Origin of the sequence: Gillisia sp. CAL575 (genome assembly GCF_000403785.1) — a bacterium.
Lineage (GTDB): Bacteria > Bacteroidota > Bacteroidia > Flavobacteriales > Flavobacteriaceae > Gillisia.
Genome location: NZ_APHJ01000021.1, coordinates 560,967 through 577,059, shown reverse-complemented (window position 1 = coordinate 577,059; position 16,093 = coordinate 560,967). Strand labels below are relative to the sequence as shown.

The 16,093-nt window shown below is 34.5% G+C and carries 16 protein-coding genes; 14 read left to right on the top strand and 2 right to left on the bottom strand.

The window, feature by feature from the left end:
• Positions 1–7: 7 nt before the first annotated feature.
• Positions 8–763, bottom strand: coding sequence for an SDR family NAD(P)-dependent oxidoreductase (locus tag I130_RS05320; protein WP_034920207.1), 756 nt, complete (start codon positions 761–763; stop codon positions 8–10).
• Positions 764–935: 172 nt separating this feature from the next.
• Between I130_RS05320 and I130_RS05315 the strand changes: the two genes are divergently transcribed.
• The 12 genes from I130_RS05315 to can all read left to right on the top strand — a co-directional run bounded on the left by I130_RS05315 (position 936) and on the right by can (position 13,975).
• A complete protein-coding gene (locus I130_RS05315) occupies positions 936–1,763 on the top strand; it encodes a DUF4382 domain-containing protein (RefSeq protein ID WP_051119614.1) in 828 nt (275 codons plus the stop codon).
• 154 nt (positions 1,764–1,917) lie between these two features.
• Entirely contained in the window at positions 1,918–2,922 is a 1,005-nt protein-coding gene (locus I130_RS05310; protein ID WP_034920202.1) for an AAA family ATPase, read from the top strand.
• Between the two features lie 69 nt (positions 2,923–2,991).
• Complete coding sequence (locus I130_RS05305) at positions 2,992–3,858, top strand: DUF58 domain-containing protein (protein ID WP_034920200.1); 867 nt, start codon at positions 2,992–2,994, stop codon at positions 3,856–3,858.
• Between the two features lie 9 nt (positions 3,859–3,867).
• Complete coding sequence (locus I130_RS05300; protein WP_034920198.1) at positions 3,868–5,562, top strand: hypothetical protein; 1,695 nt, start codon at positions 3,868–3,870, stop codon at positions 5,560–5,562.
• The gene (locus tag I130_RS05295) at positions 5,562–6,566 is read left to right on the top strand and encodes a vWA domain-containing protein (protein ID WP_034920196.1); all 1,005 of its coding nucleotides are present in this window, start codon (positions 5,562–5,564) and stop codon (positions 6,564–6,566) included. The genes I130_RS05300 and I130_RS05295 overlap by 1 nt, the downstream gene beginning before the upstream one ends.
• 44 nt (positions 6,567–6,610) lie before the next feature.
• The gene (locus tag I130_RS05290) at positions 6,611–7,651 is read left to right on the top strand and encodes a vWA domain-containing protein (RefSeq protein ID WP_034920194.1); all 1,041 of its coding nucleotides are present in this window, start codon (positions 6,611–6,613) and stop codon (positions 7,649–7,651) included.
• A 1-nt stretch (position 7,652) separates the two neighbouring features.
• Positions 7,653–8,552 (top strand): tetratricopeptide repeat protein, encoded by a 900-nt coding sequence (locus I130_RS05285; RefSeq protein ID WP_034920503.1) that lies wholly within the window; start codon positions 7,653–7,655, stop codon positions 8,550–8,552.
• 37 nt (positions 8,553–8,589) lie between these two features.
• Positions 8,590–10,347, top strand: a complete 1,758-nt coding sequence (locus tag I130_RS05280; protein ID WP_034920192.1) for a BatD family protein — start codon at positions 8,590–8,592, stop codon at positions 10,345–10,347.
• Positions 10,348–10,349: 2 nt separating this feature from the next.
• Positions 10,350–11,096, top strand: a complete 747-nt coding sequence (locus I130_RS05275; RefSeq protein WP_034920191.1) for a tetratricopeptide repeat protein — start codon at positions 10,350–10,352, stop codon at positions 11,094–11,096.
• Positions 11,097–11,225: 129 nt separating this feature from the next.
• Positions 11,226–11,465: a hypothetical protein gene (locus I130_RS05270; RefSeq protein ID WP_157480504.1), complete on the top strand. Its 240-nt coding sequence runs from the start codon at positions 11,226–11,228 to the stop codon at positions 11,463–11,465.
• Positions 11,466–11,738: 273 nt separating this feature from the next.
• Positions 11,739–13,328, top strand: a complete 1,590-nt coding sequence (locus tag I130_RS05265; RefSeq protein ID WP_034920184.1) for a SulP family inorganic anion transporter — start codon at positions 11,739–11,741, stop codon at positions 13,326–13,328.
• A gap of 11 nt (positions 13,329–13,339) precedes the next feature.
• Positions 13,340–13,975: a carbonate dehydratase gene (gene can / locus I130_RS05260; protein ID WP_034920183.1), complete on the top strand. Its 636-nt coding sequence runs from the start codon at positions 13,340–13,342 to the stop codon at positions 13,973–13,975.
• Between the two features lie 64 nt (positions 13,976–14,039).
• Here the strand turns inward: can and I130_RS05255 are convergent, their stop codons facing one another.
• Positions 14,040–14,567: a CvpA family protein gene (locus I130_RS05255; protein ID WP_034920179.1), complete on the bottom strand. Its 528-nt coding sequence runs from the start codon at positions 14,565–14,567 to the stop codon at positions 14,040–14,042.
• Positions 14,568–14,613: 46 nt separating this feature from the next.
• Between I130_RS05255 and I130_RS05250 the strand changes: the two genes are divergently transcribed.
• Positions 14,614–14,970 carry a hypothetical protein gene (locus tag I130_RS05250; protein ID WP_034920177.1) on the top strand — a complete coding sequence of 119 codons (357 nt, stop codon included), beginning with the start codon at positions 14,614–14,616 and terminating at the stop codon, positions 14,968–14,970.
• Positions 14,971–15,037: 67 nt separating this feature from the next.
• Positions 15,038–16,060 carry a phenylalanine--tRNA ligase subunit alpha gene (gene pheS, locus I130_RS05245; protein ID WP_034920175.1) on the top strand — a complete coding sequence of 341 codons (1,023 nt, stop codon included), beginning with the start codon at positions 15,038–15,040 and terminating at the stop codon, positions 16,058–16,060.
• The last annotated feature ends 33 nt before the right edge of the window (positions 16,061–16,093 follow it).

Genomic DNA, 16,093 nt, shown 5'->3' with positions numbered 1-16,093 from the left:
TTAAAAGTTAGATGTTTTTATTAAGAATAGTACTACTCGCTTGTGCTGAAGGCATTACAGTAAGGTCTGCAATATTTACATGATAAGGTCTGGAAACCACAAAAGAGATAATATCTGCAATATCTTCTGGCTGAAGTGCTTCAAAACCTTGATATACTTTTTCTGCTTTTTCTTCATCTCCCTTAAAACGCACTTTACTAAAGGCTGTTTGTGTTAAGCCGGGATTTACTGCACCCACTTTGATTCCTGTTTTATTAAGATCTATTCGCATTCCTTGGTTAAGAGCATCTACGGCAAATTTACTGGCGCAATACACATTTCCATTTGGATATACTTCTTTTCCGGCAGTAGAACCAATGTTTATAATATGTCCAGATTTTCGCTCGATCATTCCTGGTATTATAGCTTTACTTACATACAGTAATCCCTTTACATTAATATCCAACATGGCATCCCAATCTTCTAGACTTCCATTTTGTATTGGATCCAAACCATGAGCGTTTCCTGCATTATTGATTAAGATATCTATATTCTGAAATGTTTCTGGTAATCCCTTAATTTTTTTTAATACTTCAGTTTTATCCCTTACATCAAAATTTAAAGTAATTACATCAACTTGTTTAGATAGTTCTATATCCAATTCTTTTAATACTTTTGTATTTCTTCCGCATAAGATCAAATTGATGTTGTTTTTAGCTAATGCAAAGGCGGTTGCTTTTCCAATTCCGCTAGTGGCTCCTGTGATTAATGCAATTTTTGTCATATTCAATTTTGAGATTTAAAGATCTTTTTAAGCTATAAAATGTATCCAGAATTAATCTGGTTTTAGTTGTAAACGAATGTTAAGTCTTGTTAAAAATAGTTAATTGTTGGCTTAGCATAAAATCTATTCTAAAATGCGTCGTTATCCTCTCCAAAACCAATTCAATTAATATATGAAAAAGCGATTATCGAGTATGAGAATGAAGAAATTTACAGGATTTTTAATAGCAATTTTAGCTGTTACTGTATTGTTTAGCTGTAGCAATGACGATTCTAATGATGGAGACGGCTCTGCTAGAGTAAAGGTAAGAATGACAGATGCACCAGGGGACTACAAATCAGTTTTTGTGAATGTGATTGATGTAATGATTAAATCTGATGAGTCAGTTTCAGATGAAGAAGATTGGGTTAGTTTATCTGGAGTGCAAACAGGAAAGTATGATCTTTTAACTTTAACAGGTGGTGTAACCCAATTATTGGCAGATGCAGAGGTTGAAGCTGGATACCTTAGCCAAATTAGGTTAGTACTTGGAGGTGACAATTATTTAATTCTTAATGATGGATCAAGACAAGAATTAAGCACATCAAGCGCTCAACAATCTGGATTAAAGATTAAGGTAGACCAAGAATTAGAAGCTGGTGAGGAATATGAGTTCTTATTGGATTTTGATGTTGATAAATCTATCGTTAAAGCTGGTGAATCTGGCTCATATATATTGAAACCAGTTATACGTGCTACTGCAACTTCAGAAACCGGAATAATTATAGGAGCTGTACATCCAACTAATTTCCAGAGTGAGATCACTGCACAAAGTGCAACTAATACAATTTCTGCATATACAAATGCCAATGGAGAGTTTGCATTAAATGGTGTTCCTGCGGGAATTTATAAAGTGACTATCAAACCTTCTTTATTATCAGGTTTCGAGGTAAAAACAATGAATAACATTGAGGTAACCGCTAATGGAACTATAGATTTAGAAACGATCTTTTTGAATTAGAGGTTAGATTTCTTTTTCAGATGGGCTCCCTAAAATTGAAAAATTTTAGGGAGCCCTATTTTTTTATTTTAATTTTAACGTTTATGGTTCAATAATTGTTCTACTTGCACCTTTCGTAATTTGTAAATATCTTCACATATTAAAAGTTATATCCATGATAGAAAATAATGCTCCGGTAGACATTTCAAGTCTTAATGAGAAAATAGAAAGAGAAAGTGCATTTGTAGATATTCTTACAGCCGAGATCAACAAGGTGATTGTTGGGCAAAAAGAAATGGTAGAGCGTTTATTAATTGGTTTATTGGGGCAAGGGCATATCCTTTTAGAAGGAGTTCCTGGGCTTGCAAAAACCTTAGCAATTAATACCCTATCTCAAGCGGTACATGGAAGTTTTAGTAGAATTCAATTTACTCCAGATCTTTTACCTGCAGATGTTGTGGGAACAATGATATATAATATGAAGTTAAATGACTTCAGCATTAAAAAAGGGCCAATCTTCGCCAATTTCGTATTAGCAGATGAGATTAACCGTGCCCCAGCAAAAGTGCAATCGGCATTATTAGAAGCTATGCAAGAAAAGCAGGTTACTATTGGGGACCAAACTTTTATATTAGACCGACCATTTTTGGTTATGGCTACTCAGAATCCTGTAGAGCAAGAAGGAACTTATCCATTGCCAGAAGCTCAAGTAGATAGATTTATGTTGAAGACAGTGATCAAATATCCTGAAATGGCACATGAACAACTTATTATAAGAGCCAATTTAAAAGGAGGATTCGAAAAAGTGAATCAGGTAGTTACTTTAGAACAAATTGCCAGAGCGCAAGCTGCAGTTCGTGAAGTGTATATGGACGAGAAGATCGAAAAATACATATTGGATATTGTATTTGCTACCAGATTTCCTGAAAAATACAATTTAGAAGAATTAAAACCACTTATAAATTTTGGAGCTTCTCCTCGTGGAAGTATCAACTTGGCTATCGCGGCTAAATGTTATGCTTTTATAAAAAGAAGAGGTTATGTAATTCCTGAAGATGTTCGCGCTATTGTTTATGATGTGTTAAGACATAGAATTGGAATTACTTATGAAGCTGAAGCAGAAAATATAACTTCAGAAGATATTATCCAGAAAATCATCAACGAGGTAGAAGTACCTTAGATGGATCAAAAATCTAAATTCATTTCCAAATATTAATTCTATTCTACCTTCATCAGAGCTTTAAGAGCTATGGATACTAAAGAACTACTTAAAAAAGTCAGAAAAATTGAGATCAAGACCAGGCGTTTAAGCAATAACGTTTTTGGGGGCGAGTATCATTCTACCTTTAAAGGTCGAGGAATGACCTTTAGCGAGGTTAGAAGTTACCAATTTGGAGACGATGTACGAAGTATAGATTGGAATGTAACTGCAAGATATAATGAGCCTTTTGTAAAGGTGTTTGAGGAAGAGCGGGAATTAACCATGATGTTGGTGGTAGATATTTCTGGATCTGAATATTTTGGAACTAATCTTCAGTCTAAGAAGGAGATCATTACAGAAATTGCTGCTACCTTGGCATTTTCGGCAACACAGAACAACGATAAAATTGGGTTGTTACTTTTTTCAGATCAGATGGAATTATTTATTCCACCGAAAAAAGGAAGATCACACGTGCTTCGGATTATTCGGGAATTACTAGAATTTAAACCTACAGGTAAAAATACAGATCTAGTTGAAGCGCTAAAATATGCAAGTAGCGTAATGAAGAAGAAAGCGATCATTTTTGTGCTTTCAGATTTTATGACAGATGGCTATCAGCAAACTTTAAAGATTCTTAGTGGGAAACACGATGTTACCGGAATACGAATTTACGACGAGCGGGAAGAAGAAATTCCAAATCTAGGTTTGGTGCAAATGTTAGATGCCGAGACGGGTGAGATGATGATGGTGAATACAGGTGCTAAATCTGTTAGAACCGCTTATGCTAAATATTTTAGAGAGCGAGAAGCTTATTTTAAAGAGAGCTTTAATAAAAGCGGAGCAGGCACAATAAACACACGCGTAGATGAAGGTTATGTAAAGAAATTATTGGGTTATTTTAAAAGAAGAGGCTAAGTATTTATAATGACACAAAAATTTTCAACATTTAGAAATTACGCTTTACAAATAAGTCAACTAGCTTATTTCTTAAATTTTTCCAGCTATTTAAAAGGCTTCGGAAAAATGGCATTTTTCGGACTTATATTATTCTTTTCAATAAGTAGTTTTGCTCAAACTCCACAAATTTCTGCGGGAATAGATTCTACCTCCATAAAAATTGGAGAGCAAATAAAATATCAGATCTCTGTTGAGGCAGATTCCACAGCATTAGTCGTTTTTCCTGAAGGTGCAACATTTAATCCTTTGGAAGTAGTAGAATCTTTATCTACAGACACTTCCAGAATAGAAAATAGATTTAGATTACTTAAAGAATATTATTTAACTCAGTTTGATTCGGGTAGTTATACCATTCCGCAGCAGCGAGTTTTAATAAATGAGCGTGCTTTCTTAACCGATTCTTTTCAGGTTGAGGTTGCAGATGTAGTAGTAGATACTACCAAACAAAAAATGTTTCCTATTAAGCCAGCCATGGAAGTCCCTTCTGGATTTGCAATTGCTAATTGGATATGGTGGATTTTGGGAATCCTCATAATAGCTGGTTTGGCATTCTTTTTTATCAGAAGAAAAAAGAAAAGAGATGCTGCGATCAAGCAATTGCCACCTTATGAAAGAGCCTTATTTGAGCTGGAACAATTGGATAAATCTCATTTATTAGAGAACAGACAAACTAAGGAATACTATTCAAAATTAACTGAAGCGGTTAGGAGATATATAGAAGATGAGGTTCATTTGAGGGCGATGGAAAGCACCACATCAGAACTGATCCATTTTCTGGAACTGAAAAAGCAAACTGGAGAGCTTAAGCTTAGTGATCAAACTATTACAGATCTACAAGTGATCCTTCAAAGAGCAGATCTTGCTAAGTTCGCCAATTCCAGACCAGATATTATTACAGCTAAAGACGACAGGTCTAAAATTGAACATGTTATTATAGATACCAAAGCTGCAATTCCTGAACCTACAGAAGAGGAATTACTTAAGGATGAAGAATATAGACAGCTTCAATTAAAAAAGAAAAGAAAGAAGAAGATAATCACCTTCTCTCTTTCGGGATTAGTTCTACTCATTATTATAGGAACTATTTTAGTGAATACTAATGGTTATACTTATTTGGTAGATCTTTTTGGCGGAAACCCAACAAAGGAATTGTTAGATGGAGAATGGATACAAAGTGAATATGGAGATCCATCAGTTAGCATAGTTACTCCAAGAGTATTAAAAAGAGGAGAAATAGACATGCCTAATGAGGCGAAGGAAATGTTGGTGGGTAACGAAACCTTTATAGACGGGAAACTAGAGGAAGAGCTGTATGTCGTTTTAAGTACGGTAAGATTTCAAAAAGACGTGAAATTTGAATTAAATACAGCTGTAGATGGCGTTTATGCGAATCTGGAAAAGAAAGGCGCAAAAAACATCATCACAAAAGATGAAGAATATAGCACCTTAGAAGGGGTTGAGGGCATTAAAGTTTTTGGAACCCTAGAAATGGAAATCCCTGAAAAGGATAGAAGCATTAATAAGAAATATATCATCCTGAATTTTGCTGTGAGCGGTGGTTTTCAACAAATAACTGTGATCTATAATGAGGAAGATACTTATGCCGATGAGATTGCAAATAGAATAATCAATTCAGTTGAATTTGAAAAATCCACAAATTAATGTTTGACAATTTCACATTTGAGAATCCACAGTTTTTCTGGCTTTTAGTTTTACTACCGGTAGCTGCGGTTTGGTATTTTTGGAAACGAGACAGGCAACAAGCATCTTTAAAGATGTCCAGCATTCAAGGTTTTAAGAAAAACCGTAGCGTTCTTCCATATTTGAAACATGGATTGTTTGTCCTTCGTTTATTGGCTTTAGCCTTGCTTATTATTGCAATGGCAAGACCTAGAACTACAGATATTTCTACCAAAACAACCTCTACAGAAGGAATAGATATTGTACTCGCTATAGATGTTTCTGCAAGTATGTTGGCCCGCGATCTAAAACCAAATAGACTGGAGGCTTTAAAGAAAGTAGCGAGCGAATTTATTAAGGGTAGACCTACAGATAGAATTGGATTAGTGCAGTATGCGGGAGAGAGTTTTACAAAAACGCCCATCACTAGCGACAAAGCAGTTGTCTTGAGCTCTTTAAAAGATATAGATTACAGCCCTGTTTTAGTCAATGGGACGGCTATTGGAATGGGTTTGGCTACTTCTGTTAATAGAATTAAAGACAGCAAAGCCTTAAGTAAGGTGATCATCTTATTAACAGACGGTGTAAATAATGCTGGTTTTATAGACCCTAAAATAGCCAGTGAGTTGGCCGTAGAATACGGTATAAAAGTATATACTATTGGTGTTGGTAGTAACGGAATGGCACTTTCTCCAATGGGGATTTTGCCAAATGGAAACTTTCAATATGGCAATCAGAAAGTAGAAATTGATGAAGCGCTGCTTAAGGAAATTGCAAGTACTACAGGAGGAAAATATTTTAGAGCAACAAACAATGAAAAGTTAGAAGACATCTACAAGGAAATAGATAGTCTTGAAAAAACCGAAGTTGAAGAATTTAAATATTATAATTATCAAGAAAATTTTAGAATGCTGGTATTAATTGCCGGATTAATATTATTGTTAGAATTATTTTTAAGGTTCACGATTTTCAGAAGTTTTATTTAGAAAAGATTACGAGGGAAATCTCACATATATAAAGGAACACACAGATGTATATTTTAGAAGAAGAAAAATTTTTCTGGTTATTGCTCATCATCCCTGTCTTGGTAGTTCTTTTTATAGGCTTATTATTTTGGAGAAAATCCAAGCAAAAGCAGTTTGCATCTGCAGAAATGTTGGAACAACTTACTCCAGATAAATCTGTTTTTAAGCCTTGGTTGAAATTTAGTTTACTGCTGTTGGCATTTGCTTGTTTAATAATTGCTTTGGTAAATCCTAAAATAGGAACCAAAATGGAAACAGTAACCAGAGAAGGGGTAGATATTGTTTTTGCTATAGACGTTTCTAAAAGTATGGAGGCAGAAGATGTAGCTCCAAATAGGTTAGAAAAGTCTAAACAGTTGGTTACGCAGATCATCAACAATTTGGCGAGTGATAGGGTAGGAATCATCGCCTATGCAGGAAGTGCATTTCCACAATTGCCAATTACAACAGATTATGCTTCGGCTAAGATGTTCTTACAGGCTATGAATACAGATATGGTTTCTTCTCAAGGAACTGCCATTAAAGAAGCCATAGAGCTTTCTTCAACTTATTTTAATGAAGAAGACCAAACCAGCAAAGTTCTATTTATTATAAGTGACGGGGAAGATCATGAAGGCGATATTGGAAATGTAGCAAAAGAGGCAGCAGATAAAGGGATACGTATCTTTACTATTGGAGTGGGTTCTTTAAAAGGAGGGCCAATCCCAATTAAGCGAAATGGTATTATTCAGACTTATAAGAAGGATCAGAATGGCGAGACTGTAATCACCAAGCTGAACGAAACTACACTAAAAGATATTGCAAATGATGCGAATGGAGAATATATTCAAGGTAATGTTACTAATTCGGTTTTAGAGAAAGTGACAGAAAGCCTTCAGAATATGGATAAAACAGAGTTTGAAGCAAAACAATTTGCAGACTATCAGTCACAATTTCAGTGGTTTTTGGGATTGGCAATATTGTTGATACTTTTAGATGTCTTTTTACTGGAAAGAAAAACAAGATGGATCAAGAGATTAGATCTTTTTAATGAACATAAAAAATAGGATGAAGAACTTTTTGAAAATTCAATTAACCCCTTCGCGCATCAGTTTATTATTGATGGGTTTTTTCTTATTTGTTTCAGGAATACAAGCACAAACGCTCCAGGAGAACGATAAGAAATTGAATCGTGAAACCAACAAAATTTTAAAAAGTGCAGCAGACGAATTAGGTGAAAACGATTTTTCTTCCGCAGAAGCATCCTACAGAAAAGCGGTTTCTAAAAATGAAACTAGTACCCCAGCTAGATATAATATGGCTAATATGTACTACGGAAAAGAAAAACCAGCACAAGCTACTTCAAGATATAAGCAAGCTGCAAAAGTGGCTGAAACGAAGGAAGATAAGCACGATGTTTTTCATAATATGGGGAACTCCTATATGGATCAGAAAAAATATGCTGAAGCAATTGAGGCTTATAAAAATGCATTGAGAAATAATCCAGCAGATGAGCAAACCAGATATAATTTGGCTTTAGCTAAGAAAATGTTGGAAAAAGAGCAGCAAGAAAACGAAGATAAGGACGACAAAAAAGACGATCAAAAAGATAAGGAGAAGGAAAAAGAAGATCAGAATAAAGATAAGAAGGAAGACGATAAAGGAGAAAAGGATAAAAAAGATCAAGGCGATAATAAGGAAAACGAAGGTGGAGATAAGGAGAAAGAGCCTAAAAAAGAACCTGAAAAGCCAGACGATAAAGGAGAGCCAAAAGATCAGAAAGAGCAAAAAGACGAAAAAGGGGAGCAGGAAAAAGAACAACCACAGCAGCCTCAGCCAGGACAGCTTTCTCCTCAGCAAATAAAGAATTTATTGGAAGCCATGAACAACGAAGAGAAAAAAGTTCAGGATAAAATAAATGCTGAAAAGGCCAAAGGGGCAAAAACAAGAACAGCTAAAGACTGGTAGAAAGGATCAAAGATTCAATAAAAAGAGCATTTAAAGAATGAAATTAAGAATAATCATACTATCGTTTTTTCTAGCGATCTCTACAATTTCTGTTGCTCAGGTAAGGTTTGAAGCCAAGGCGAGCAAAAATAAGTTGGGAGTAAATGAACGCTTGAGGGTAGACTTTGAGATGAATAAGGATGGGGATAATTTTATTCCGCCCTCTTTTAAAGGATTTACCGTTGTTGGTGGGCCTAATCAGGCAGTTAGTAATAGTTGGATCAATGGGAAACGCACCTATTCTAAAACCTACAGTTATTTTCTGGCGCCAACATCACGTGGAAAAGTCACGATAGCACAGGCTGAGATCACAATAGACGGCGATATCTATAAAACTACACCAATACAAGTAGAGATCACTTCAGCAGTGGAAACCCCAACAGATGGGAATAACTCTGATTTTGTTGCTTCAGAAAACTTGCATTTAGTTGCAGAAATCTCTAATGCTAATCCGTTTTTAAACGAAGCTATTACAGTAGTTTATAAATTGTATGTGAGTCCATTGGTGAGTGTAAGCAATTGGAGAGAAATGGATAGTCCTGTTTACAGTGATTTTTGGAGTCAGAATATAGATATAAAGCAGTTAAAAATCGAATCTGGAACCTACGAAGGAGAGCCTTATAGATTTGTAGTCCTTAGAAAAACTATTTTGTATCCTCAAAAAACAGGGGAACTGGAAATACAACCTTTAGCCCTCACAGTATCTGTAGATGTCCCAAGTGAGCGACGGGATATTTTTGGAGGTAGATTGTACACTACAGTAGATAAAACGGTTACTGCAGGAAAAAGAAACATCAATGTAAAACCATTACCACTTGCTAATAAACCATCTAATTTTACGGGAGCTGTCGGTAATTTTGATTTTAAAGTGAACGCCAGTAAGACCAAATTAGCAGCTACAGAATCTTTGACTTTTAAGGTACAAGTTTCTGGAAAAGGGAATTTAAAACTTTTTGACCTTCCTAAGCTGGAAGTGCCAAATTCTATCGAATTATATGAGCCGGAAAGAATTGAGAACGTAAGAACAGATCTTAATGGTACACAAGGAAGCATTGCAGATACTTATACCGTTGTGCCTAACCAGAAGGGAAATTTCCCTATTCCTGCCTTATCATTTTCATACTTTGATCTTAGCAGTAAAAGCTACAAGACGATTAATGCAGAAGAAATTTTGTTGGATGTATCAGGTGCTCCAGCTAATTCCTCATTTTCAGCAGGGAATACTGCAAACAAACTTCCAATTGAAGCTACCGGAAAGCAATTTGAATACATTAAGTTGAGCACCAATTTAAAGCCTATTAATTCGGGTGCTTTTTTAGGCTCCGCTTTATTCTGGACCTTGTTATCACTTCCAATAGCAGTTGTATTTTTAGGAATAGTACTTGGTAAAAAGAGAAGAGAAATCACAAATGATGTTCAGGGTAAAAAGATTAAGAAAGCGAATCGCCTTGCTAAGAAATATCTTTCAGAAGCTAAGAATAATCTGGGAGATCAAAAAGCATTTTATATAGCTTTGGAGCGGGCATTGCACAATTATCTTAAAGCGAAACTGCATATTCAAACAAACGAAATGAGCAAAGAAAAAATAGATTTGCTATTGCAAGACAGGAGTGTAGATCCTGCAACCAATAAAGACTTTATTTCTCTTATAGAAACTTGTGAATTTGCGAGGTATGCACCATCATCTAGTGTTACAATGAATCAGGATTACGAAAAAGCTGCAGCAACTATTTCAGCATTAGATAAACAGTTATAAGCATGAAAAGAATACTTTTCCTTTTACTATTAATTTGCGTTCCTATGATGGGGCAGAATAATGCATTATTTGAAAAAGCTAATGAAGCTTATAATAATGGTAATTACCCTGAGGCTGTAAGTCGATATACGGAAGTTCTCAAAAACGGAGAAGAATCTGCAGAGTTGTATTTTAACCTAGGTAATGCACATTATAAACTCAATTATATAGCTGAAAGTGTTTATAATTTCGAAAAAGCCTTATTGTTGGATCCAACAGACAAAACGATCAAGAACAATTTGGAATTTGCTAGTAATATGGTAATAGATGATATTAAAGTGATTCCGAAATCTGGCTTATCAAATTTTATTACTAATGCTATAAGCATTTTTAGTTTTAATGGCTGGGCATGGATTGCAATATTAGGAGTTGTAATTTTCTCAGTTTTATTCTTACTCTATTATTTTAGTATTGCCAGTAAATGGAAACGCGTATTTTTTACAGTTGCAATTAGCGCAGTAATAATTTCGTTTGTCTCTTTGATATTTGCATTTTATCTAAGCAGTGTCACTCAAAACAAGGAATTCGCCATTGTTTTTGCTGAAGAAGTTTCGGTTAGGAACGAACCTAATTTAAGAGGCAATGAGTTGTTTCTACTTCATGAGGGCACAAAAGTGCAGATTTTAAATACGTTCCAGAATTGGGTGGAGCTAGAACTTGTGAATGGTTCTACGGGTTGGATGGATAAATCTTCTATTAAATTCTTGTAAATAGATTTTGCAAATGCTAAGTATAGGTTAATTTATAAGCATTCTTTTTTCAAATCAAACAATATTGTTATTTTTGCCGAAATGATGAAAACGGCTTACATATTAGTGTTTATTTTCGTGAGTTTTCTCATGGTACCAACTATTGTGGTGCTTATAGATAATAATACCGATATCTCTTTTATTTCAGCTTCTGCTGAAGAGGAACAAGCTAAGAATAATGTTTCATTAGAATATATCCACAACGAAACTAACTCACATCAATTAAGTATTGATTTATTACGCAAAAAATCGTTGATCATTGATAAAGAACGGCACGACGTCCAATCGCTTTATCCTGAAATTATATCACCTCCGCCAGACCTGGCATAATCTCTTTCGATTATTAAATTACAATTAATATAAGTTCGGTTTTCTAAATCCATCTTCAACTGAAGCGTTGGTAAAGAAAATAAATGCACTTATTTTTATGTAGTAATTACCTACTTAATTAATTATAAATAAAGGAATTGTAAAGGATATTGGACAAAATATTAGTTCCAATAGCCCATTTTTCTTATTGCAGGTCTCTTAGAGGTTAGCAGTATAGGATTTCTATTTCTTGGAAGTCTTAAGATTACAATTTCTATTACAAATAGTATTTAGATGTTTAAAAATTTAAAAAGTGATTTACCAGCTAGTTTGGTGGTATTTTTTGTTGCCCTTCCTTTATGTTTGGGAATTGCTCTTGCCAGCGGAGCACCATTATTTTCAGGAGTAATAGCTGGAATTATTGGAGGGATAGTTGTTGGGATTGGTTCTGGTTCTTCCCTTGGTGTTAGTGGCCCTGCAGCAGGTTTAGCAGTTGTAGTTCTTACAGCGATCTCAGATCTCGGAAGTTATGAGTTATTTCTGGTAGCTGTGGTTTTGGCTGGAATTATGCAAATTGTTCTAGGATTATTGAAAGCAGGGGTAATTGGATATTTCTTTCCATCTTCTGTGATTAAGGGAATGCTCTCTGCAATAGGAATTATTATTTTCTTAAAACAAATTCCTTTAGCTATGGGATTTGATGACCAGTCTGAAAGTGTATTTTCATTTTTTGAAACTACAGGACTAGAAACATTTTTGAGTCTTGCACATATGACGGATTATGTTTCTATAGGGGTTATAATTATAACTGCTATTTCCCTAATTATATTATTGGTTTGGGATAATGTTCTTGCCAAAAGGAATAAGTTTTTTAAATTGGTTCCAGGACCTTTAGTTGCTGTTATTGCAGGTATTAGCTATCAATTAATTTTTAGCGAAAGTTCTACACCTTTTGAAATTACAGGAAATAATCTCGTAAATGTGCCAGTGCCAGATAATATTACAGATTTTATTGGCCAATTTACGTTTCCAGATTTTTCTCAATTAGGCAACTCTAAAATATATATCGTAGCAATAACAATCGCTATCGTAGCAAGTTTAGAAACTCTTTTAAGTGTTGAAGCTACAGATAAACTAGATCCTGAAAAACGGGTGACTCCAACGAATAGAGAATTGATTGCACAAGGAATAGGGAACACTTTTTCTGGTTTAGTTGGTGGTTTACCTATTACTCAGGTAATTGTGAGAAGTTCTGCTAATGTAATGAGCGGTGGTAAGACAAAAATTTCAACTATTCTTCATGGTTTTCTATTGTTGTTTAGTGTTTTATTAATTCCGCGTTTTCTTAATTTAATTCCGCTTGGAGTACTAGCAGCAGTATTATTGATAATCGGATATAAATTGGCGAATCCCAAACAATTCTTTCATATGTACAAATGGGGTAAATCTCAGTTTATACCATTTGTTGTTACGGTAGTGGCAATAGTTGCAACAGACCTTTTAGTTGGAATTATGTTAGGGCTTGCAGTTGGAATTATTACCATTTTAATTAACAGCTATAAAAACTCTCATTTTCTGCATATGGAAGATGTTTCTAATGGAGCTACAAAAATCAAAATGGTCTTTGCTGAAGAGGTAACATTTTTGAATAAAGGGGCAATACAGCGAGAATTAAACACTTTACCTCCAAATACATCTCTGGAGATAGATGTTACCAAGACAAGATCTTTGGATTTGGATGTTTTAGAGATCTTGGAAGATTTTGCGGTAACAGCAAAAAGCAAGGATATAAATATTAAATTTATATCGGAAAGAGGGGTTTTTGAAAATCCGGTAAGTTATAGAGAGATTTTTGGAGTAGAGGTATTTAAAGCAGCACATTAAATAAAAAAAAGATGCAAGATTTATATAAAAATTTAATAGAGAACAATAAAAAGTGGGTGGAGAGTAAATTAGAACTTGATCCTCAATTTTTTGAGAAATTAGCTAATGGACAACAACCTCCAATTCTTTGGATTGGATGTGCAGATAGTAGAGTGCCAGCTAATGAAATAATAGGTGCGCAACCTGGTGAAGTATTTGTGCATAGAAATATCGCAAATATGGTAGTGCATACAGATATGAATATGTTGAGTGTGCTAGATTATGCTGTAAATATTTTAAAAGTAAAGCACGTAATTGTATGTGGCCACTATGGTTGTGGAGGTGTTAAAGCAGCAATGGGTCAGCAATCTGTTGGTTTAATAGATAATTGGATACGCCATATTAAGGATGTTTATAGAATGCATAGAGATGAATTAAATGCTATTTCAGATGAAAATGAGCGATTTGATTCATTTGTAGAACTCAATGTGAAGGAACAGGTTTTTGACCTTGCCAAGACCTCTATAATTCAGAATGCATGGAAGAATGAGCAAGAGTTAAGTGTTCACGGCTGGGTATATGGAGTAGGTTCTGGAATTATTAAAGATCTGGATGTAAACTTCAGTAATGATTCTCAACTGGAAAAAGTCTATCAGTTAAATTTCTAGGATAATAATTAAAGATATGATTCGCCAACTAATTCAATTTTATTGAAATAGGTTGGCGGATTTTTTATACTTCAGATTCTTCTTCATCTTTAATAAGATCGAGATCTCTCGCTTCACGCAGAATAGCTGGGATCAAAATTGGAGCTATCGTTCTTATTGGAGCATATAATATTGAATCTTCCAGAGTGTTTTGTTCTACAATTTTTATGTTTTCATTGGTTGACCCAAAGAACATAATAACAACACTCACCACAAACGCCACTTTTATAAAACCAAAACCAGCACCAATAAGTTTATTTAAAATTCCAAGAGCAGCAAACCCAGCTACTTTGGTTAAAAATTGCCCAGCAAGTGAAATTAGGAACACTACTATAATGAAAGTGATTGCAAAGGAGGCAAGATTAACAAACCTCATATTCCACGAGACTCTTTCAACCAAATAATCACTTATGTAATGGGAAAAATAAACAGCTATGTAAATCCCTAGAATAAAACCAACTAGAGAAGCCAATTCAGCAAAAAAACCACGAAAAAACCCTCGTACTAGTCCGTATAATAGGATTACCCCTAGTATGATATCTACAATATTCATCTTTTTTGGATAGTGTTACAAGCCCTAAGATACGTATCTTTGCCAAATGGCAAGAGATGAACAATTAAAAGAGCGTTGGAGTGCTTTACAGCTAAAGATCTCCAATCAATTTGCAGATGGAGACATGTTAGATCTAGATGCGATTATATATTTAGTAGGAGTACAGGAACTTGGACAACCTCATAAAAAATTCAAAAAAGATCATAAATTAGATCTTATGCATATTGCAATATGCAGGCTTTTGGAGCCTTATGGATACTATGAATTTGAATATTTTGATGAAGATAAATGGCCTCATTATAAAACTATAGAAACATTACCAAGCTTAAAAGCCGGGGAGCAATCGGTTTTAATGAAAGAAGCGATTGTGAACTATTTTATAGAAAATGGATATATAGAATAAGCTAATTAGGATAGTAGGCAAAATGCTCAATTTTAGTAAATTTGTCCCTCTTTAAAGAAATGTATTAATGATTGATAAGATAAAGGAGCATATTTCAAAGGTTGAAGGATTTCATTCAGAGAATTCTTCAGAAATAGAAGCTTTCAGAATTGAATATTTAGGAAAGAAAGGTTTTTTAAATCAGTTTTTTGCTGAATTTAAAAATGTGCCTAATGAGGAGAAAAAAGATTTTGGTCAAGCCATTAATACGCTTAAAAATGCTGCAACAATAAAAGTTACTGTCTTAAAGGAATTTTTAGATGGCAAGCAAGAAGAGAATGGTAAGTATGGAGATCTTACTAGACCTGCAGAACCTATACAAATAGGATCCAGACATCCAATTTCTATTGTTAAAAATCAGATTATAGAGATCTTTTCAAATATTGGTTTTAATGTTTCTGAAGGACCAGAAATAGAAGATGATTGGCATAATTTTACAGCCTTGAATCTTCCTGAATATCATCCTGCGAGAGATATGCAGGATACGTTTTTTATACAAACAGATCCCTCAGATATCTTATTGCGTACCCATACTTCATCTGTACAGGTGCGATATATGGAAGAAAATAAGCCGCCTATTAGAACTATTTCCCCAGGAAGAGTATTTAGAAATGAAGCTATTTCGGCAAGATCTCACTGTATCTTCCATCAAGTAGAAGGATTATATATAGATAAAGATGTTTCGTTTGCAGATCTTAAACAAACGCTCCTATACTTTACTAAGCAACTCTTCGGAAAATCGAAAATTCGCTTAAGACCATCTTATTTTCCATTTACAGAACCTAGTGCTGAGGTAGATATTTATTGGGGATTGGAAACAGAAACCGATTACCGTATTACCAAAGGAACTGGTTGGTTAGAAATTATGGGTTGTGGAATGGTAGATCCTAATGTTTTAAAGAACTGCGGAATTGACCCTACAGAATACTCTGGTTTTGCATTTGGAATGGGAATAGAGAGAATCGCTATGCTACTATACCAAATAGGGGACATTAGAATGTTTTACGAAAATGATGTACGCTTTTTGGAACAATTTAAATCTGCATTATAAATGAAAAAAATGGGCTTTTTTTTACTTGCAATA

What these genes read in the sequence shown, in the direction of transcription:
- I130_RS05320 (WP_034920207.1), bottom strand. Translation starts at nt 763, where the DNA reads ATGACAAAAATTGCATTAATCACAGGAGCCACTAGCGGAATTGGAAAA.
- I130_RS05315 (WP_051119614.1), top strand. Translation starts at nt 936, where the DNA reads ATGAAAAAGCGATTATCGAGTATGAGAATGAAGAAATTTACAGGATTT.
- I130_RS05310 (WP_034920202.1), top strand. Translation starts at nt 1,918, where the DNA reads ATGATAGAAAATAATGCTCCGGTAGACATTTCAAGTCTTAATGAGAAA.
- I130_RS05305 (WP_034920200.1), top strand. Translation starts at nt 2,992, where the DNA reads ATGGATACTAAAGAACTACTTAAAAAAGTCAGAAAAATTGAGATCAAG.
- I130_RS05300 (WP_034920198.1), top strand. Translation starts at nt 3,868, where the DNA reads ATGACACAAAAATTTTCAACATTTAGAAATTACGCTTTACAAATAAGT.
- I130_RS05295 (WP_034920196.1), top strand. Translation starts at nt 5,562, where the DNA reads ATGTTTGACAATTTCACATTTGAGAATCCACAGTTTTTCTGGCTTTTA.
- I130_RS05290 (WP_034920194.1), top strand. Translation starts at nt 6,611, where the DNA reads ATGTATATTTTAGAAGAAGAAAAATTTTTCTGGTTATTGCTCATCATC.
- I130_RS05285 (WP_034920503.1), top strand. Translation starts at nt 7,653, where the DNA reads ATGAAGAACTTTTTGAAAATTCAATTAACCCCTTCGCGCATCAGTTTA.
- I130_RS05280 (WP_034920192.1), top strand. Translation starts at nt 8,590, where the DNA reads ATGAAATTAAGAATAATCATACTATCGTTTTTTCTAGCGATCTCTACA.
- I130_RS05275 (WP_034920191.1), top strand. Translation starts at nt 10,350, where the DNA reads ATGAAAAGAATACTTTTCCTTTTACTATTAATTTGCGTTCCTATGATG.
- I130_RS05270 (WP_157480504.1), top strand. Translation starts at nt 11,226, where the DNA reads ATGGTACCAACTATTGTGGTGCTTATAGATAATAATACCGATATCTCT.
- I130_RS05265 (WP_034920184.1), top strand. Translation starts at nt 11,739, where the DNA reads ATGTTTAAAAATTTAAAAAGTGATTTACCAGCTAGTTTGGTGGTATTT.
- can (WP_034920183.1), top strand. Translation starts at nt 13,340, where the DNA reads ATGCAAGATTTATATAAAAATTTAATAGAGAACAATAAAAAGTGGGTG.
- I130_RS05255 (WP_034920179.1), bottom strand. Translation starts at nt 14,567, where the DNA reads ATGAATATTGTAGATATCATACTAGGGGTAATCCTATTATACGGACTA.
- I130_RS05250 (WP_034920177.1), top strand. Translation starts at nt 14,614, where the DNA reads ATGGCAAGAGATGAACAATTAAAAGAGCGTTGGAGTGCTTTACAGCTA.
- pheS (WP_034920175.1), top strand. Translation starts at nt 15,038, where the DNA reads ATGATTGATAAGATAAAGGAGCATATTTCAAAGGTTGAAGGATTTCAT.